The organism is Mycobacterium sp. E2733, from assembly GCF_001667585.1.
Classification (GTDB): Bacteria; Actinomycetota; Actinomycetes; order Mycobacteriales; family Mycobacteriaceae; genus Mycobacterium.
Genome location: NZ_LZJZ01000140.1, coordinates 51404 through 69445, shown reverse-complemented (window position 1 = coordinate 69445; position 18042 = coordinate 51404). Strand labels below are relative to the sequence as shown.

Annotated in this window: 17 protein-coding genes; 7 read left to right on the top strand and 10 right to left on the bottom strand. The window is 67.9% G+C overall.

The window, feature by feature from the left end; translation table 11 throughout:
- The first annotated feature begins 85 nt into the window (after positions 1 to 85).
- Complete coding sequence (locus A5678_RS25870) at positions 86 to 1558, top strand: glutamate--cysteine ligase (protein ID WP_068049024.1); 1473 nt, start codon at positions 86 to 88, stop codon at positions 1556 to 1558.
- 20 nt (positions 1559 to 1578) lie between these two features.
- On the top strand, positions 1579 to 2259 hold the full coding sequence (locus A5678_RS25865; RefSeq protein WP_068049021.1) for a class I SAM-dependent methyltransferase: 681 nt from the start codon (positions 1579 to 1581) through the stop codon (positions 2257 to 2259).
- A gap of 3 nt (positions 2260 to 2262) precedes the next feature.
- On the opposite strand, the gene egtE is transcribed toward A5678_RS25865, so the two are convergent.
- The 10 genes from egtE to A5678_RS25815 all read right to left on the bottom strand — a co-directional run bounded on the left by egtE (position 2263) and on the right by A5678_RS25815 (position 12036).
- Positions 2263 to 3411, bottom strand: a complete 1149-nt coding sequence (gene egtE / locus A5678_RS25860; protein WP_068049018.1) for an ergothioneine biosynthesis PLP-dependent enzyme EgtE — start codon at positions 3409 to 3411, stop codon at positions 2263 to 2265.
- Entirely contained in the window at positions 3408 to 4373 is a 966-nt protein-coding gene (gene egtD, locus A5678_RS25855) for an L-histidine N(alpha)-methyltransferase (protein WP_068049015.1), read from the bottom strand. Before egtD ends, egtE begins: the two co-directional genes overlap by 4 nt.
- On the bottom strand, positions 4370 to 5083 hold the full coding sequence (gene egtC, locus A5678_RS25850) for an ergothioneine biosynthesis protein EgtC (protein ID WP_068049012.1): 714 nt from the start codon (positions 5081 to 5083) through the stop codon (positions 4370 to 4372). Before egtC ends, egtD begins: the two co-directional genes overlap by 4 nt.
- Positions 5083 to 6342 (bottom strand): ergothioneine biosynthesis protein EgtB, encoded by a 1260-nt coding sequence (egtB, locus tag A5678_RS25845; RefSeq protein ID WP_197502254.1) that lies wholly within the window; start codon positions 6340 to 6342, stop codon positions 5083 to 5085. The genes egtC and egtB overlap by 1 nt, the downstream gene beginning before the upstream one ends.
- Positions 6343 to 6446: 104 nt before the next feature.
- Positions 6447 to 7715, bottom strand: a complete 1269-nt coding sequence (gene egtA / locus A5678_RS25840) for an ergothioneine biosynthesis glutamate--cysteine ligase EgtA (protein WP_068049009.1) — start codon at positions 7713 to 7715, stop codon at positions 6447 to 6449.
- A gap of 166 nt (positions 7716 to 7881) precedes the next feature.
- Positions 7882 to 8529 (bottom strand): sensor domain-containing protein, encoded by a 648-nt coding sequence (locus A5678_RS25835; protein ID WP_156747094.1) that lies wholly within the window; start codon positions 8527 to 8529, stop codon positions 7882 to 7884.
- A 38-nt stretch (positions 8530 to 8567) separates the two neighbouring features.
- A complete protein-coding gene (locus tag A5678_RS25830; protein WP_068049003.1) occupies positions 8568 to 10016 on the bottom strand; it encodes a catalase in 1449 nt (482 codons plus the stop codon).
- 118 nt (positions 10017 to 10134) lie between these two features.
- Positions 10135 to 10629 (bottom strand): hypothetical protein, encoded by a 495-nt coding sequence (locus tag A5678_RS25825; RefSeq protein WP_068049000.1) that lies wholly within the window; start codon positions 10627 to 10629, stop codon positions 10135 to 10137.
- A gap of 156 nt (positions 10630 to 10785) precedes the next feature.
- Positions 10786 to 11163: a hypothetical protein gene (locus A5678_RS25820; protein ID WP_068048997.1), complete on the bottom strand. Its 378-nt coding sequence runs from the start codon at positions 11161 to 11163 to the stop codon at positions 10786 to 10788.
- Between the two features lie 168 nt (positions 11164 to 11331).
- Complete coding sequence (locus A5678_RS25815) at positions 11332 to 12036, bottom strand: hypothetical protein (RefSeq protein ID WP_156747088.1); 705 nt, start codon at positions 12034 to 12036, stop codon at positions 11332 to 11334.
- A 533-nt stretch (positions 12037 to 12569) separates the two neighbouring features.
- Between A5678_RS25815 and A5678_RS25810 the strand changes: the two genes are divergently transcribed.
- The 5 genes from A5678_RS25810 to A5678_RS27685 all read left to right on the top strand — a co-directional run bounded on the left by A5678_RS25810 (position 12570) and on the right by A5678_RS27685 (position 18038).
- Entirely contained in the window at positions 12570 to 12752 is a 183-nt protein-coding gene (locus tag A5678_RS25810; protein WP_156747087.1) for a PE domain-containing protein, read from the top strand.
- An 86-nt stretch (positions 12753 to 12838) separates the two neighbouring features.
- On the top strand, positions 12839 to 14155 hold the full coding sequence (locus A5678_RS28265) for a PPE family protein (RefSeq protein WP_304528375.1): 1317 nt from the start codon (positions 12839 to 12841) through the stop codon (positions 14153 to 14155).
- Between the two features lie 46 nt (positions 14156 to 14201).
- A complete protein-coding gene (locus A5678_RS25800; protein WP_068048985.1) occupies positions 14202 to 15434 on the top strand; it encodes a nucleotide sugar dehydrogenase in 1233 nt (410 codons plus the stop codon).
- 76 nt (positions 15435 to 15510) lie between these two features.
- Positions 15511 to 15747, top strand: coding sequence for a hypothetical protein (locus A5678_RS25795; protein WP_068048982.1), 237 nt, complete (start codon positions 15511 to 15513; stop codon positions 15745 to 15747).
- A complete protein-coding gene (locus A5678_RS27685) occupies positions 15744 to 18038 on the top strand; it encodes a GDP-mannose 4,6-dehydratase (RefSeq protein WP_197502251.1) in 2295 nt (764 codons plus the stop codon). Before A5678_RS25795 ends, A5678_RS27685 begins: the two co-directional genes overlap by 4 nt.
- Positions 18039 to 18042 lie beyond the last annotated feature (4 nt).

The window sequence follows — 18042 nt, the reverse complement described above, 5'->3', positions numbered from 1 at the left end:
GTCAGGAGTCCATCATGTCCGGGTGAACTCGACAAGCTCACCGCGTAGCTTGCGTTACCGCCGGTAACCCTGTTCCATCGGCGGTGTGGGCGAAGAGGTCAAGCGCACCACGTACACCAGCGCACATCGGCGGGAATACGGGCGCAAGCTCCAGGTATGCCTGGACGTCTTCGAGACGATGCTGGCGCAGTCGCGCTTTGATTCGGCCAGGCCGCTCACCGGCATGGAGATCGAGTGCAACCTCGTCGACGCCGATTACCAGCCGGCGATGTCGAATCGCGACGTACTGGACGCCATCGGGGATCCGGCGTTTCAGCCGGAATTGGGCGCCTACAACATCGAATTCAACGTGCCGCCCCACGCCCTGCCCGGACACACCGCGCTCGAGCTGGAACGCGAGGTGCGGGCCAGCCTGAACGACGCGGAGATCAAGGCCGCCGTGGGCGGCGCGCACATCGTGATGATCGGGATCCTGCCCACGCTGATGCCCGAACACCTGACCACCGGCTGGATGAGCGACTCGCGGCGCTACGCGGCGCTCAACGACTCCATCTTCACCGCCCGCGGCGAGGACATCCCGATCAACATCTGGGGCCCCGAACCGCTGAGCTGGCAGGCCGTTTCGATCGCCCCCGAATCCGCTTGCACCAGCATTCAATTGCACCTGCAGGTGGCCCCGGAGACGTTCGCCGCCAACTGGAATGCGGCCCAGGTGGTGGCCGGGCCGCAGCTGGCGCTGGGCGCCAACTCGCCGTACTTCTTCGGCCACCAGCTGTGGGCCGAGACCCGCATCGAGCTGTTCACCCAGTCCACCGACACCCGGCCCGAGGAGCTCAAGTCACAGGGCGTCCGGCCGCGGGTGTGGTTCGGCGAAGGGTGGATCAGCTCGGTGCTCGACTTGTATCAAGAGAACGTCCGCTACTTCCCGTCCCTGCTGCCCGAGGTGTCCGACGAGGATCCGGCCGCCGAGCTGGCCGCCGGGCGCGCACCGCAACTCTCCGAACTGCGGCTGCACAGCGGCACGGTGTACCGGTGGAACCGGCCGGTCTATGACGTCGTGGACGGGCGCCCGCACCTGCGGCTGGAGAACCGGGTGCTGCCGGCCGGGCCGACCGTCGTGGACATGGTGGCCAATTCGGCCTTCTTCTACGGCGTGCTGCGCAGCCTGTCCGAGGACGACGATCCCGTGTGGTCCCGCATGGACTTCGCTGCGGCACAAGCGAATTTCCTCGAGGCGGCGCGCCTCGGCATCGACGCCCGGCTGCACTGGCCGGGCCTGGGAGACGTGACGGCGACCGAACTGGTGCTGGACACCTTGCTGCCGATCGCCGACGAGGGGCTGCGCCGCTGGGGGATGGACGCCGAGGTGCGGGACCGCTTCCTCGGCGTCATCGAGGGCCGCGCCAGGTCGGGCCGCAACGGCGCCAGCTGGCAGATATCCACCGTACGCGCGCTGGAAGATGCCGGGATGACCCGGCCGGCCGCGCTGGCCGAGATGCTGCGCCGGTACTGCGAGCACATGCACGCCAACCAACCGGTGCACACCTGGGAATCCTGACCGCGGGTAGGTTGAAATCCATGACGGGCGATCAAGTCATGGACTGGGACAGCGCATACCGTGAGCAGGCGCACTTCGAAGGCCCGCCGCCGTGGAACATCGGTGAGCCGCAACCCGACCTGGCCGCACTGATAGCGGCCGGGAAATTCCGCAGCGACGTGCTCGACGCCGGGTGCGGCGTCGCCGAACTGTCGTTGGCGCTCGCCGCCCAGGGCTACACGGTGGTCGGTGTCGATCTCACGCCGACGGCCGTCGCGGCGGCCACCAAGGCGGCCCAGGAGCGCGGCTTGACCACGGCCAGCTTCGTACAGGCCGACATCACGTCGTTCAGTGGTTATGACGGCCGGTTCTCCACCGTCGTCGATTCCACGCTGTTTCACTCGCTGCCGGTCGAGGGGCGCGACGGCTACCTGAGCTCCATCCACCGCGCGGCCGCCCCGGGCGCCGCCCTGTTCGTGCTGGTGTTCGCCAAGGGCGCCTTCCCCGCAGAGATGGAACCGAAGCCCAACGAGGTCGACGAGGACGAACTGCGCGCCGCGGTGAGCAAGTACTGGGAGGTCGACGAGATCCGGCCGGCTTTCATCCTGTCGAACGCCGTCGAGATTCCCAACGCGCCGTTCGAGTTTCCCCCGCACGACCGCGACGAGAAGGGCCGGGTGAAGATGCCGGCCTACCTGCTTACGGCGCACAAAGCCCGCTAGCGCTCAGCCAGACGTCGCCGCCGTCGCGGCGATCAGCGCCTCGGCGAAGGTCTGAAGATCCTCGGCCGTGGTGTCGACGTGCGGCGAGATTCGCAGCACCGGCCCGGCCAGCTGCAGGGGCGCCCGCTGCACGCCGGCGAAGGTGGTCAGGATCCGCCGCTCGGCGAGCAGCCACGCCCGGACCGCTTGCGGATCGGCGCCGTCGACCGGGGCCAGGGTGGTGATGGCGCTGGGCTCGTCGACCTCCTCGACCACCGCCCAGCCGGCCACGTCGGCCAGCACCCGGCGGCTGGCGCCGCCCAGCTGGGCCAGCCGCGCGCGCACCGCCTGCGGTCCGTACGCCAAGTGCTCGCCCAGCGCCAGTGAAAAGCCAACGCGCGCCGCGATATTGGCTTCGCCGAATTCGAGTTGCCGGGCGACCGTCGACGAGCCCGCGAGCCAGTCCGGCGGCGCCAGCCTCGGGCGCAGGCCCTCCATCAGGTCGCGCCGCACCGCGAGCGCTCCCACACCGCGCGGCCCCGCGACCCACTTGCGCGACGACGCATAGGTCACGTCGGCTTCGACCGCGCAGTCGATCTGGCCGAGCGCCTGGGCGGCGTCGACGACGAGCGGCAGCCCCAACTCGCGGCACAGCTGCGCGATCATCGGCAGCGGTTGCACCACCCCGCTGTGGCTGCCGACCGCGGTGAAGTGGACCAGATCGGGCGGGTCGGCCTCGAGCGCCAGCGCCGCGTCGTCGAGCGCGACCCGGCCGTCCTCGAGCGTCGGCAACAGCTGACGGTCGAAGCCGTGGGCGGCGAACAGCGCAAGGTTGGGGCCGTATTCGCCGGGCAGGCACGCCACTGCGCGGCGGTCGGCCGGCCACCCACCGAGCAGCAGATCCAGCGCGTTCAGCGAGCCGGTGGTGAACACCACCTCGGCGTCGGGCATGCCGGCCAGCGCGGCGAACGCGACACGCCCGGCGTCCAGCGCGGGTGCGGCCGCCTCGGCCGCGACGTAGCCGCCGATTTCGGACTCGTTGCGCGCGTGCAGGGCGGCGGCCTCGATCACCGCCAGGCTCTGCCGCGAACAGGCCGCGCTGTCCAGGTGCAGCCCGGCCACCGGCGGGCGGGCCTGCCGCCATCGGTCCGCCAGCGAACCGCCGGCGGTCACTTCACGGCCAACGACAACCCGAAATCGCCCGCGGCGTCCGTCCACCACCGGATGCGACGCAGTCCTACGTGGGCCAATTCGGCGCTCACCCCGTCCGGGCGGAACTTGCACGACACCTCGGTGAGCATCTCCTCGCCGGCCGCGAACTCGACGGTCAGGTCGAGCGCATCGACGCGAACCCGTTGCGGACCGCCGGCGCGCAACCACATTTCGATGCGTTCCTGCTCGGCGTTCCAGCGCGCCACGTGCTGGAAGGCCTCGACGTCGAAATCGGCGTCGAGTTGCCGGTTGATCACCGCGAGCACGTTGCGATTGAACGCCGCCGTCACCCCGGCCGAGTCGTCGTAGGCGCGCACCAGCCGGCCGGTGTCCTTTATCAGGTCCGTACCCAGCAGCAGGCTGTCCCCGGGGCGCATCTGAGCGGACAGGCTCGAGAGGAACTCCATGCGCGGTCCCGGCGTCAGGTTGCCGATCGTCGACCCGAGGAACACGAAGAGGCGCCGCCCGCCGGTCGGGATCTCGGTCAGGTGTTCCTCGAAATCGCCGCAGACGGCGTTGATTTCGACGCCGGCGTATTCCTGCTGGATGGCCGCTGCGGCCGTCGACAGTATGCCGGCGTCGACGTCGAACGGGACGAACCTGCGCAGCGATCCGCGTTCGCGCAGCGCGTCGAGCAGCAGCCGGGTCTTCTCCGACGTCCCACTGCCCAGCTCCACCAGCGTGTCGGCCTCGCTGGCCGCCGCGACCTCGGCCGATCGCGCGCGCAGGATCTCGGCCTCGGCGCGGGTCGGATAGTACTCGGGCAGCCGGGTGATCTGGTCGAACAGATGGCTGCCCAGCGAATCGTAGAACCACTTGGGCGGCAACGACTTCGGCGTCCGCCGCAGGCCGTCGAACACATCCCGGCGCAGTGCCTGGTCCGCGGAGTCGGCGGCCAAGTGGTTGGACAGTGTCAGCGTCATCGATCACCTTCCGAGTAATCCAGCGGGGTCAGCGCGACGCCCGTCGCGGTGACCTCGACGAGGTGGCGGTCCGGCACGTCCTCCCAGCCCGGGTCGTCATCGTAGGGCTCGCTGGCCAGGACGACACCGTCCGCGCGGCGCAGGATGGACAAAGTATCTCCCCAGGTGGTCGCCAGCAGGCGGGAGCCGTTGGCGGCCAAGATGTTCAGCCGGGCATCAGGATCGGCCGCCGCGATCTCGGTGATGGTCTCGCCGAGCGCGTCCAGGCCGCGTTCGAAGATGGCGGCCGCGAGTAACGCACTGTCGCAGACGGATTCGGCCCGCGATGGCAGCGGCAACACGGCGCGGTCCACCACGCCGTTGTGGGACAACATCCATTGGCCGTCGGTGAACGGAGCCGTCGCGCTGACGTCGATCGGCATGCCGACCGTCGCCGAACGCACCGCGGCCACCACGCAGCGGCTGCGCAGCGCCGGTGCGACGGAGTCGAACGACGTGTCACCCCACAGCGGCGCCTGGCTCCGCCATCGCCGTGGCACTTGGCCTTCCGACGAGACATCGAAAAATCCGACGCCCCAGCCGTCGGCGTTGAGCAGGCCGTGCTTCTGGCGACGCGGGGCGTACGACTGAACCCGCAGGCCGCGCGGCGGGTCCAGCACCAGCGACGAGATCGTGACGTCGGCCCCCAGCCAGCCGAGGTGACGGCACATCAGCCGAAATCCTCTGCGTCCCAGGCCAACCGGACGCCGGAGAAGATCTGGCGCCGGATCGGGTGGTCCCAGTTGCGAAAGCTCGGACGCAGGATGGCGGGCTCCACGGCCCACGAGCCGCCCCGCAGCACGCGGTAGTCACGAAAGAAGAACGGCTGCGAGTAGCGCTCGTAGATCATCGGCACGAAACCGGGCCAGGGCCGCAGCGGCGAGGCGGTCCACTCCCACACATCGCCGAGCATCTGCTCCGCCCCGTACGCCGAGGCGCCACCCGGGTAGGCCCCCACGGGTGCGGGACGCAACGATGTTCCGCCCAGGTTGGCGAGGGCATCGGAGGGCGGCTGCGCTCCCCACGGGTAGCGGCGGCGGCTGTCGGTGGCCGGATCCCACGCGCAGGCCTTCTCCCATTCGGCCTCGGTGGGCAGCCGCGCGCCGGCCCAGGCCGCGTAGGCCTCGGCCTCGAAGTAGGTGACGTGCTGCACCGGTTCGTCGGCGGGGATGTCTTCGACGTGGCCGAAGCGGGTGCGCGTCCGTGAGTCGAGGCTCCAGAACTGTGGCGCGGTCAGGCCCGCGCGCCGGCGATGCTCCCAACCGCGCTCGGACCACCAGCGCGGCTGGTCGTAGCCGCCATCGTCGATGAAGTTCCGCCATTCGCCGTTGGTGACCGGCACTCGGCCGATCCGGAACGCCGGCAGCTCGACGACGTGGGCGGGACGCTCGTTGTCCAACGAATACGGTTCGTCCGCGGCGTCCACGCCCAGCACGAACGGGCCGGCGGGCACCAGCACCGAGGTGCCGGCCAGCCCCGGCCGGCCGGCCGGCAGCGCCGCCTTGTCGCGCAGCAGCGGTGCGCCGGTGCGCAGGTTCAACGCCTGCAGCATGGTTTCGTCGTGCTGGTTTTCGTGGCTGATCACCAGCGCGAACGGGAAGGTGTCGGCGTCCTCCGGCAGCGCGTCGAGGGCATCGAGGGCGGCGGACCGCACCGTGCGGCAATACGCCCGCGCGCGCTCCGGCGACAGGAGTGGCAGCTCGACCCGGCTGGCGCGGGAGTGGACGAAGGCGTCGTAGAGGCCCTCGACGGCCGGCGGTAGCATGCCGGGCCGGCCGGGGTCACCGCCGCGCAGCAGCCAGAACTCCTCTTGCTGACCGATGTGCCCCAGGTCCCACACCAGCGGGCTCATCAGGGGGTCGTACTGCCGGTACAGCTCGGCGTCGTCGAACTCGACCAGCCGCAACGTCCGCGTCCGCGCCCGCGCCAAATCGTCGGCAAGACCTGCCCGACATGACGATCGCAAGCGCGGCGCTGGGAGCACCTCCCGCTTGCGGGGGACCGGGCGCAGCGGGTCGGAATCATCAGCGGAAGTCACAGCCCCCCTTGCCAGCATCGCGCCGCCTCGGAGACCGTAGCCGCGATGCCGTGTTGAATCACCTGGTCGGAGAAGTCGTCGCCGGGACACCGGCCCCGCTCGACGGCGTCGGCCAGCCGCTGCATCGAATCGCCCAGTTCCGGCGGCGCCAGCTGGGCGGCGACGGCCACGCACTTGTTGGCCGCGGCGTAGAGCCGCCGGTCACGCAGTCCCGCCTGGGCCGCCGTGTCCCAGGCGGTGGCCACCGGTTCGACCGCCTCGGCCGCGGTGTCGGCCGCGACCGGGTCGTCGAGCAGGGTCACCAGGGTGAACACCACGGCCGGCCAGAAGTCGTCCGGCACGCTGTCGAGATAGCGGATCTCCAGCCACTGCCTCGGGCGCACCGGAGGGAACAGCGTGGTCAGGTGGTATTCCAGGTCGGCGAGGGTGGGGCGGCGATCGCCGAGCAGCACCCGGCCGTCCGCCCAGTCCGCGAACGGCACCCAATGCGTGACCGCCGCGGCGTCCGGGGTGTGCACCAGCATCACCGGGGCCTTGAGGGCGTAGCGCGCCCAGTCGGTGCCGGGGTCGTCGCCGCTGACGCCCAGGATGGGTCCGCACCGCGCCGAGTCCATCTGGCCCCACACCCACTGCCGGGTGGAGGCCCACCCGGTGAACTCTCCGCGCAGCATCGGGGAGTTCGCCGCCATCGCGATCATGGTGGGCCCCAGCGCGTGCGCCAGCCGCACCCGGTCCGCCCAGCCGGCCCTGGGCCCGGCGTCGAGGTTCACCTGAATGGACGCGGTGGACGTCATCATCGCCGCGCCTGCCTCGCCCGAGCGGCTCGACGCGAAGAACTGCTCCATGGCGCGGTAACGCGCGCCCGGGTTGATGCGCTTGGGCGGCCGCAGCGGATCCGCGCCCAGGAAAACCAGGCCCAGACCGGCGTCGGCGAACGCCGACCGCAGCACGGCCTGGTCGCGCCCCATCGCGTCGATGGCGGCCACGACCCCGTCAGCGGGCGGGCCGGACAGCTCCACCGCTCCGCCGGGCTCCACCGTGACCCGGCTGCCGCCGGGCAACGCCGGCAAGCGCCCCAGCAGGTCGGCGATCTCGTTCCAAGCGGGCCTGCGGTGCGGGTCGGACAGGTCGTGGCAATGGGCTTCCAGCTCCAGGCCCACGCGGCCCAGCGGTCCGTCCACCAAGCAGCCGTCGGCGATGTGGTGCGCGGCGGCTTTGGAATCGGCCAGTTCGGAGCCGACGGTAGTGATAGCGGCAGACGTCATATCACTATCCCTTCGGCCCCGAGCAAGCCTGAACACACGTTTGCGGACCGCTTCCCGCCACAGCCAACGGAACGGTAGCCGCCACTACTTCATCTAGCAGATGGCCCCGACATATTCCCGTTCGCGCTCGATTTCAAGCATCCCCAACCCGGCCCCCGACCCCGGCTCACTGCCCCAGCGCGTTCTGCATCGCGCCGGCCAGCACGTTGACCGCCGGCCCGGCGTTGCCAGATTGGCAGACCTTGGCCTGCAGCAACACGTTTTCACGCAGCCTGGTTTGATTGAAGCACCGCCGATCGGTGCCGGCCTCCTGCTTGGTCCAGTTCGCATCGGCGGCGCCGGGCGGTCCGCCGTCGAACGACCACACCTGCGTGACGCCGTTGTCCAGGTGCATCGGGGTCGTCTGGCCCGAGCAGCCGACCGTTCGATCCACCACTCGATGGAAAGCGTTGCCGGCAGCGTCGTTGGTGGCAAACACCCCGACCGCCTGCTTGACGAAGTGGGTTTGGTCGGTGGCCGATGTCTGGGTGACGGCGCCGTTGAACGACGCCAGGTCGGGGTCGTTGTACACCTCGGGCAAGCCGATGTCGGCCCAGTTGTTGCACACCGGGACGTCCACCCAATCGCCCTGCACCGGTTGGGTGAACACCGACTCCCAGCCCATGGGGCCGCCGACGATGTTGCCGACCGACCCCCTACCCAGGACCGCGTAATTCACCACGCCCGGGTCCGACGGGTGCGCGGCCGCAACCGGAGCTGCGACCGCGCCGCCGAGGGCCAGGCCGAGGGTGATGACGGCCGCGCGAACCCGCATGGTCATGAGGCGATCATGCCAGGCAGGCGGGCGCGCGGTCAGCCCCCGTTTGCCCGGACGCCCTCTTCGACCTTTTTGCCGAGGTCGGGGTCGACGTTGCGCCAATACTCGAACACCCGCGACAGCACCGGCTCCTTAACGCCCTTGGAGACGTGCCCAATGATGTTGTGCGCCAAGCGGTCCCGGGCCTGATCGTCGAGTACGTCGCGGACCATGGTGCCGGCCTGTCCCCAGTCGTCGTCCTCGGCATGCAGCGTGTAGGCGGCGCGGACCATGTCGCCGTCGGCGTGCCAGCGCACCTCTGCGGCGCGGGCCGGGTCGGCGTGCGGGCCGCCGTAGGAGTTGGGCGCATACACCGGGTCGGAGACGTTCTTCATCCGCATCGCGCCGTCCTTCGAATAGCTGTTGACCTCGACCTTCGGCGTGTTGACCGGGATCTGCCGGTAGTTGGTCCCCAGCCTGGCGCGGTGCGCGTCGGAGTAGGAGAACCCGCGGGCCTGCAGCATCTTGTCCGGGCTCAGCCCGGTGCCGGGCACGGTGTTGTTCGGCTCGAAGGCGGCCTGCTCGATCTCGGTGTGGTAGTCGGTGACGTTGCGGTTCAGCGTCATCCTGCCGACGTCGATCAACGGGTAGTCGCCGTGCGGCCAAACCTTGGTCAGGTCGAACGGATTGAACCGGTAGTTGCGGGCCTCCTCGTACGGCATGATCTGCATCTTGAGCGTCCAGCTGGGGTGTTGCCCGGCCTCGATCGCCTCGTAGAGGTCCCGCTGGTGGTAGTCGCCGTCCTCGCCGGCCAGCCGGTCGGCGTCCTCCTGGGTCAGGAAGTCGATGCCCTGGTCGGTGATGAAGTGGTATTTCACCCAGAAGATTTCGCCGGCGGCGTTGATCCAGCTGTAGGAGTGGCTGCTGTAGCCGTTCATGTGCCGCCATGTCTTGGGAATGCCGCGATCACCCATCAGCCAGGTGACCTGATGCGCGGACTCCGGCGAGAGCGTCCAGAAGTCCCATTGCATGTTGTGGTCGCGCAAGTTCGTTGCCTGCATGCGCTTTTGGGACCGAATGAAGTGCTGAAACTTCAGCGGGTCGCGCATGAAGAAGATCGGCGTGTTGTTGCCGACCAGGTCGAAGTTGCCTTCGCTGGTGTAGAACTTCAGCGCGAAGCCGCGCGGGTCGCGCCAGGTGTCTGGGCTGCCGCGCTCGCCGGCGACCGTGGAGAACCTGGCGAGCATGTCCGTCTTGGTGCCGGGTTGGAAGACCGCGGCCCTGGTGTATTTGCTGACGTCGTTGGTGACCTCGAAGGCGCCGAAGGCGCCGCCGCCCTTCGCGTGCGGCTGACGCTCCGGGATGCGTTCCCGGTTGAACTGGGCCATCTGCTCGATCAGGTAATGGTCCTGCAGCAGGATCGGCCCGTCGGGACCGATCGTCAACGACTGGTCGTCGCTGGGCGCAGCGATGCCGGCGTCCGTGGTGGTGAAACGCTCCGTCATGTCGCTATCTCCTTGTTTGCTGGGCTGATTCCAGGCTGTGGCGACGAGATTTCCTGCGCGCCAATCACTATGTCCCCTTTCTGGACCACGTCAAGAAGGACCTTGGCGTGGGCGTCCGCTACGGACGCGGCGCCGGCGTGCTGGGTGTCGCGCTCGCCGGCGGCGGGCCGCCCGGACCGCTCAGACCCGGTCCACCGGCCGGCCCGCCGGGCCCGCCCGGACCGCCGGGAGGCATGGGCACGATCAACCCCGGCCCGCCGACACCCCAGGGGCCGCCGGCGGGTCCGGGCCCACCCGGCCCCCAGGGTCCGGGGCCGTATCCCGGTCCCCACGGGCCGTTGCCCGGCCCGTTGCCCGGCCCGGGACCGCCCGGGCCTCCGCCCGGTTTGAACATCTGGCCGTGGTGATGCTGGCAGTGGTGGTAATGCATGAAGACGAAGGCACCGGCGAAGAACACGGTCGAGATGATGAAAACGATCCCGGCGACGATGATCACCCACGCCGCGGCCGTGTACAGCCGCGGGGGTTTGACGCGCTCCGGGGGCGGCGGTGGCGGCGCAGCTGCGGGGGCGGGTGTCGGCGGGGTTGAAGACGGTTCGGGTGTCTCGCTCATTCCTGAATCATGCCCAGGGTCGCGACGGGCTTAACAGGTTCATCGCACAAAACTTGCTGTGAATCCTGAGGCGGCGAGTAGTTGCCGGCGATGCAACGAGAGGCAGCCCGGTGCTCTGGTGAGCGCCGGGCTGCTGGTTGTTCGGGAAAAGTTGGACTATGGCGTCCGGGACGGGGCGACCGACGACGGGATCTGGCTGGGACCGGGGGCTCCGGGGGTCGCCGACGCGGGTCCGCCCTGCTGGACGCCGGCCGGTCCACCCTGCTGGCCACCCGGGCCACCCGGACCGCCCATGCGGTGCGAATGCATCCACGCCGCGTGGTGCTTGTGGTGGTGGTGATGACCACCGTGGTGGCCCAGCGCCATTCCGGTGAAGAAGATGACGGCGACGATGAACACGATTCCGGCGACGATGGCAACCCACGCCGCGGCGATAAAGACCCGGGGGGCCTTGTACAGCGCTTGGGCAGTTGCAGTTGCCGGGGCAGTTGCGGTCGAGGTCCGCGCGGTGGGGGTTTCAGATGTTTCACTCATGAGACAAATGATGAAGGTGATAACTCCAGTCGCGGCTATGCGGTGCTTATGTAGCAGCTGTGAGCGTGAAGCTGGCCAGCCAACGTCAACCCGCCATGTCCGACACGAAGCGCCGCAAGGTCAGAACAGGAGGGCAAGAATATAGCGGACGTTGTCTTGGTATGCGGCTCAGATACGTGCGCCTGTGACCTTAATGAGGCCGCGCCATTGGCGGAGCTTGCGCTGCCAGGAGCGTGCCGAGGCGACCGCGAAGACGGTCACGGCAACGCACATGGTGAGCCGCCCCCAGTCGTACCACGCGGTCCAGCCCAGCCACGGAAAGAGCCAGCCCACCATCGCCCCGGCCCCGAGGCCGACGCACACGAGCCAGGTCAGGGCGACCGGCCTGGCGCGCGGGTCGCCGCGAAGGTGGGCCAGGGCAATCCAGGCGTTAAGGCCGCCGTAGTAGACCAGCAGCGCCCAAAAAAGCGCGAAGTACGTCCCGAGCCATCCGTCGTGTCCGAGCCGAAACAAGTCGTTGCCTGGGTTGTGGGTAAAGACGCTTTGCCAGAACAGGAAGTACAACACAGCCGTGCCGAGCACGAGGGGATGCCACAGCAACGGGACAATTCGCTTCCTCATAGCTGGCATGCGCAGCATCCCGGCCAGATTGCTCGACACCAGCGCGCCGAGTTCAAGCATGTGGCCGAGCAGGTCGCTCACATGCCATCGCCCGGTCACCTCCAACAGCAGCCTGCCGCTGATCGGCTGGGCGGCCGGGGCGATGAGCACGAGGGCCGCGCCGAGCTGGATTATCGCGTACGTGGTGGACCGCTCCCACGGGATGCGACAAGTAGCCCGCCGCACCCACACGGCCCACGCCGTGGCGGTCAAGGCGATTGCGTAGCAGACTATTTGGAGCGTCAATGGGGCGGCCGTTCTAGGTCAACGTCGGTGTTACGTTGCTTCGCCTTCACCGTCGGGCGCGTCAACACGACCAAAGGGTTTTCCCCCCGCCCGCCGAGATCTCGTTGTCGCCTTCGAGAAGGCCGAAGGCCAAGAGCAGGCCGACGAAGTTCATGCCGAAGCAGCGGGCAATCAGCCGCAGCTCCCCAGCGTGCGGGTAATCCTCCCTGCGCGTTGCGGCGCCAGGTGGCGGCCGACACGTCCAACGCGAGTTGATTGTCCTGTGCTCTCGCGCCGTCAACCACGTAGTCAAGCAGATTTTCAAGGCCCGTGCCGTTCATATCTGTGAGTGACATGTCCGAAAGACTACGAACATCTCAGAACCGAGACAATACCTTCAGTACATGATTTGGTCGCTTTCCAGGGCAATAGTATGTTTTTTTGGGATAACTGTTGCGTATCTGAGGCAGATCTATCTAATGTGAGACACGACCATTCGCCATGCGATGCCGGAGGAGCACATGTCTTTCCTAACCGCACAGCCCGGAATGCTGGCGTTCGCCACCGGAGACCTGCGAAGCATCGGCTCCGCGGTAGCTGTCGGGAATATCGCCGCGGCGGGCCCGACGACCGCGGCGGGCCCGACGACCGCGGCGGTCCGCGCGGCCGCCACCGAGGTCGTCGACGTCGTCGCGGTCCACTGAGCGGCAGCGGTTCAGTGATCGATTTCGGGATGTTTCCGCCAGAGCTCAACTCGGCTCGGATGTATACGGGCCCCGGTGCGGGGCCGATGCTGGCCGCCGCTGCGGCCTGGAACGGGCTGGCCACCGAACTGGGCATCGCCGCCGCCTCCTATGGGTCGGTGATCACCGAGCTGACCGGCGGGCCATGGCTGGGGCCCTCGGCGATGGCGATGACCTCTGCGGCCATGCCCTATGTGACCTGGCTGTCCACCACTGCGACGCAGGCCGAGGTGACGGGATCTCAGGCTATGGCCGCGGCCGCGGCCTATGAGACCGCGTTCATGGCCACAGTGCCGCCCGCGGTGATCGCGGCCAACCGGGCATTACTGGCAACGTTGATCGCCACCAACTTCCTGGGGGTCAACACCGCGGCGATCATGGCCACCGAGGCGGAATACATGGAGATGTGGGCGCAGGACGCGGCGGCGATGTATGCGTACGCGGCGAGTTCAGCGGCAGCCACCTCGGCGATCACGCCGGTTACCCCGGCACCGCAGATCGTCAACCCGGCTGCAGCCCTCACGCAGGGGACCGTGGATGTCCAAGCGACCGGCAACTCGACCGCCTCAAATCTACAGTCGGTCATCTCTGGCTTAACATTCACGAATCCCGTTGCGCTGAATGGCATTTCATCCGGGTCCTCAACGACATCAGGAGCACTCCTGGAGAACCTTTTAGGTGGCTCCTCCGCTTCGGCTTCGTCGGGGATACCGGGGCTGAGTGGTGGTCTCCTCGAGAACTACCTCACCCTGCCGGGCTGGGCTGGGATCGAAATGGGCAACACCATGTTCAGCACCCTGCTCCAACCCCTGAGCACTGCCCTCAGCAATGCGGGCCCCGCAGCCACAGCCGCAGACGGTGCTGCGGCGGCGGGCTTGGAAGCCGGCGCGGCAGCAGACGGTGCGGCGGCAGCCGCTGGCCTGGGTGCCGATGCTGCAGCGGATTTGGGTGGTGTGGCCGGCTCGGTCGGGCCACTCTCGGTGCCAGCGACGTGGGGCTGGTCCGCTGCCGGTCTGCCGCCAGCGCTGGGGTCAGTGACACTGGCAGCACCGGCTGCCGCGGCAGCTACCGATCTGGGTGCCGGATTCGGGTTCCCGTTCATGTTCCCGCCAGGTGTGGCAAGTGCGGCGGGACGTACCACAACGGCAGGGGTCACCGGGGCGCTCTCAGGTGCTGCGGCAGCCAAGTTCCTGCCCCGCATGAGCGTGGTGGGGACAAAGCCCGCTGCTACGGCTGGGGAGTCGAACCTTCCGCCGGTCCAAATACCGGTGCCGCGTGGACTTCCCACCAACGGAAACACACCACCCGGTTATCAGATGGTGGTTTCCTACCTGCCGGTCGAACCGGCGAAGGCCGACGCCTGAACACCTTCAGTCCGTCCACACCATTGTCCGAGAGCTAGGGGAATCAATGAGTAAACAAACGGCGGCCGTGGTCGGCATGGGCTATGTGGGTCTGCCTACTGCCCTAAGCCTGGTTGATCATGGCGCTGAGGTCGTCGGTTACGACGTGAGCGAGGGCCGTTTAGCCGATATCAAGGCCGACAGGGTGGACCTGTTGCCCCGCGACCATGCGCGTCTGACCCATCACTTGAGCCACGACTCGCTGACGCTGACCACCGAGCCCCGTGCGCTGGCCAGCGCCGATGCCATCCTGATCTGTGTACCGACCCCCATCGACGCACACCAGTCACCGGACCTGACCGCGCTGCGCGCCGCGTGCGCGACGGTGGTGGACAACGCCCGGCCCGGGCAGACCGTCGTGCTGACCTCCACCACCTACGTGGGCTGCACCCGCCAGCTGCTGGTGATCCCGCTGGCCGAGCGGGGACTGGTGGCTGGGGAGAACATCTTCGTGGCGTTCGCCCCCGAGCGCATCGATCCCGGGGTGGCCGATCATTTACCCGAGTGCACGCCGCGGGTGCTGGGCGGTGTGACGCCCAGATGCACGCGGCGGGCCAAGAAAGTGCTGCGCTACACCGCCAGCGCGATCCACCCGGTGAGCGGGCCCGAGGTCGCAGAGATGACCAAGGTGCTGGAGAACACCTATCGGGCCGTCAACATCGCGCTCATCAACGAGTTCGCCGGGGCCGCCACCGAACTGGGGGTCAACGTCATCGAGGTGATCGAGGCGGCGGCCACCAAGCCCTACGGCTACACCCCGTTTTTTCCGGGCCCCGGGGTGGGCGGGCACTGCATCCCGTGTGATCCGCACTATCTGCTGTGGCAGCTGCGGGCGCGGCGGGTGGACATGCCACTGATTTCCACGGCGATGACCGCGATTGCGCTGCGCCCACGCGAGGTGGTGGCCCAGGCCCGCGCCGTGCTGGCCGAGCACGGCACCCCCACCAAGGATGCACAGGTGCTGGTGGTGGGGGTGGCCTATAAGCCCGGGGTGGCCGACGTGCGGGAGTCGCCGGCGTTAGAGATCATCAACGAGCTGCTCGACGCCGACGCGCTGGTGAGCTTTACCGATCCGATGGTGGAGCGGGTGCCGACCCCGGACGGGACGCTGACCGCTCACCCCGCGCCCGAGCGCGGCGTCTGGGACCTGGTCATCCTGATCCATCCCGACGGCCGTGACTACAACGGCTCCCCGGTGCTGGACACCACCTATCGACGGTCTCCTCGACAACTGGCATGACGTACTCGACAACTGACACGATGCGCTGTCCCAGGAACATGTGTGTCTATCGCGTGGCGCGCAGCGAGCGCGGCGTGTGGCTGGTCTGCATGCGCTGCAGCAGGGTGCGCAAATGATGGGCGTCGACGATGAGTTGGGGCAGGCCTGCGAGTTCTTGGCGGGCCTGCGCCAGTCCTTCGACCGCATTCGCCAGCAATGCCACGACGATCCGTTCTACCTGGACACCCATGTTCTGTACTTGAGCAAGTACACCGACAAGTGCGAGGAGCTGCTGCACCATCTGATCCGTGAGCGGCACCAGCGACAGGCATGATCGGCAGCGTCGCAAGCATCGCCCTTATCGCCGTCCTGGTGTTGGGCGTCAACACGCTGTTCTGGACCACCGTCGGACTCGTTCGTGTGATGGCCGGTTTAAAGAACAACTCCGACGGTCCTCACCGGTTTGTTCCCGCTGATGTCGCGGTGCTGCTCCCGGCCCATAACGAGGAGGCCGTGCTGGGCAACTCGCTGCAGGCGGTCCTCAAGCTGTTGCCGCCCGAACAGATCCACGTGGTCAGCGACGGGTCCAGTGACGACACCGTCGCGACGGCGAAGTTCTACGGGGTCAACGTCTATGACCTCAACCCGAATCGCGGCAAAGCTGGGGCTCTGTCGGCCGCCATCGAGCACTTTGAGCTGGCGGCACGGTTCAAGGTGCTGCTGCTGCTCGACGCCGACACCCGGCTGGCCGACGATTACCTCGACACCGGGCTGCCCGGCTTCGATGACCCTGACGTGGTGGCCGTGGCTGGCCACGCCCGCTGTCAGCACGACCCGCCGCCGGGCACCCTGACCGGGCGGTTGTTGATCGGCTACCGAGCCCGGCTGTATGCGGTGACCCAATTACTGGTCAAGTACGGCCAGGCCAGCCGGTGGACGAATGCGGTGACCATCGTGCCGGGATTCGCCAGCATGTACCGCACCGACATCCTCGCGGCCATCAACATCACCGCCCCCGGGCTGGTAATCGAGGACTTCAACATGACCTTCGAGGTCCATGCGAACCGGTTGGGGCGGATCGCCTTTCATCCGGGTGCGGCGGTGGCCTACACCCAAGACCCCGACGACTGGCGCAGCTATCTTTCTCAGGTCAAGCGCTGGACACTGGGGTACTGGCAGACGGTGCGTAGTCACGGGCTGCACCTCGGGGTGTTCTGGACCGCGCTGGCGGTGCAGATCCTGGAGCTGGTGTCCTCGTCGGTGATGGTGTTCGCCATGCCCCCGGCCCTGTGCCTCGGTCTGTACAGCCAGTTTCTGACCCCGACGTACGGGGACCTGAGTATCTCCGGGTGGACTGTGGCCGGTGGGCTGCCGCCCAAATACATGTTGACAGGCTTTGTCCTGCCCGATGTGGCGCTGACTGCTTTTGCTGCCGTCGCCCTGCGACGGCCCACCCTGCTGCTGATGGCGCCAGTGTTCCCCCTGCTTCGGTTTGTCGAGGCCTACGTGTGCCTGCGCAGCATCCCCGCTGCCTGGCGCACCACCTCCACGGGCCGCTGGATCAGTCCCAAACGCCGGATGCATGTCCTCGGCAAGAACAAGAAGAGGAAAGACAACATGATCAGTGTCATCACAGGTGGTGCCGGGTTCATCGGCAGCCATCTCGTGGATCGTCTATTGGCCGAGGGCGACCGGGTGGTCGTGCTAGACGACCTGTCCACCGGCAGCCTGGACAACCTGCGTGCCCACCTGACCAATCCCAGAATGACGTTCATTGAGGGATCGGTCCTCGACCGCAATACGGTCGAGACGGCCCTGGTGGGTGCTGACCGGATCTTCCATCTCGCCGCCGCCGTCGGAGTACGGCGCATCATCGAACACCCGCTGACCTCCCTGCGGGTCAACCTGACCGGCACCGAGAACGTGCTGGATGCGGCGCTGGCGGCCAAAGCCACCGTGGTGCTGGCCTCGACTTCGGAGATCTATGGCAAGAACACGGCCGACGCCCTATCCGAGGACGCTGACCGTATCCTGGGCTCCCCCTTGGTATCTCGGTGGAGCTACGCCGCCGCCAAGGGCGTCGACGAGTGCTTCGCCCACGCCTATCACCGTGAGCTGGGCCTGAAAGTGGTTACCGCTCGGTTGTTCAACACCGTGGGTCCGCGCCAGACCGGCTTCTACGGGATGGTGGTGCCCAACCTGGTGTCCCAAGCGTTGCGCGGAGAGCCGCTGACCGTGTTCGGCACCGGGCACCAGACCCGCTGCTTCTCCTATGTCGGAGACATCGTCCCGGCGCTAATCGCAATGAGCGAGAAGAGCTCCATTTACGGGCAGGCGTTCAACCTCGGCGGGGAGCAGGAGATCTCGATCCGGCAGCTTGCGGAGCGGATCATCGAGCTGACGTATTCGACTAGTTCGATCAAGCTGGTGCCGTACAAGAAGGCCTACGGCCCCGGATACGAGGACATGCAGCGCCGGGTGCCCGACAACTCTGCGGCGCGCAAGGCCTTGGACTTCAAGCCGTCCACTGGCCTGGACCAGATCATCCTGGCGGTGGCTGACTACCAGCGCAAGCTCATGGACGCCGAGAGTGCGGCGAAGGTCGAGCAGGGTTGCAGCGCGTGAGGCT

What these genes read in the sequence shown, in the direction of transcription:
- A5678_RS25830 (WP_068049003.1), bottom strand. Translation starts at nt 10,016, where the DNA reads ATGACGGAGCGTTTCACCACCACGGACGCCGGCATCGCTGCGCCCAGC.
- egtD (WP_068049015.1), bottom strand. Translation starts at nt 4,373, where the DNA reads ATGACGCTGACACTGTCCAACCACTTGGCCGCCGACTCCGCGGACCAG.
- A5678_RS25800 (WP_068048985.1), top strand. Translation starts at nt 14,202, where the DNA reads ATGAGTAAACAAACGGCGGCCGTGGTCGGCATGGGCTATGTGGGTCTG.
- A5678_RS25865 (WP_068049021.1), top strand. Translation starts at nt 1,579, where the DNA reads ATGACGGGCGATCAAGTCATGGACTGGGACAGCGCATACCGTGAGCAG.
- egtA (WP_068049009.1), bottom strand. Translation starts at nt 7,715, where the DNA reads ATGACGTCTGCCGCTATCACTACCGTCGGCTCCGAACTGGCCGATTCC.
- A5678_RS28265 (WP_304528375.1), top strand. Translation starts at nt 12,839, where the DNA reads ATGCTGGCCGCCGCTGCGGCCTGGAACGGGCTGGCCACCGAACTGGGC.
- A5678_RS25825 (WP_068049000.1), bottom strand. Translation starts at nt 10,629, where the DNA reads ATGAGCGAGACACCCGAACCGTCTTCAACCCCGCCGACACCCGCCCCC.
- A5678_RS25820 (WP_068048997.1), bottom strand. Translation starts at nt 11,163, where the DNA reads ATGAGTGAAACATCTGAAACCCCCACCGCGCGGACCTCGACCGCAACT.
- A5678_RS27685 (WP_197502251.1), top strand. Translation starts at nt 15,744, where the DNA reads ATGATCGGCAGCGTCGCAAGCATCGCCCTTATCGCCGTCCTGGTGTTG.
- A5678_RS25835 (WP_156747094.1), bottom strand. Translation starts at nt 8,529, where the DNA reads ATGCGGGTTCGCGCGGCCGTCATCACCCTCGGCCTGGCCCTCGGCGGC.
- egtC (WP_068049012.1), bottom strand. Translation starts at nt 5,083, where the DNA reads ATGTGCCGTCACCTCGGCTGGCTGGGGGCCGACGTCACGATCTCGTCG.
- A5678_RS25810 (WP_156747087.1), top strand. Translation starts at nt 12,570, where the DNA reads ATGTCTTTCCTAACCGCACAGCCCGGAATGCTGGCGTTCGCCACCGGA.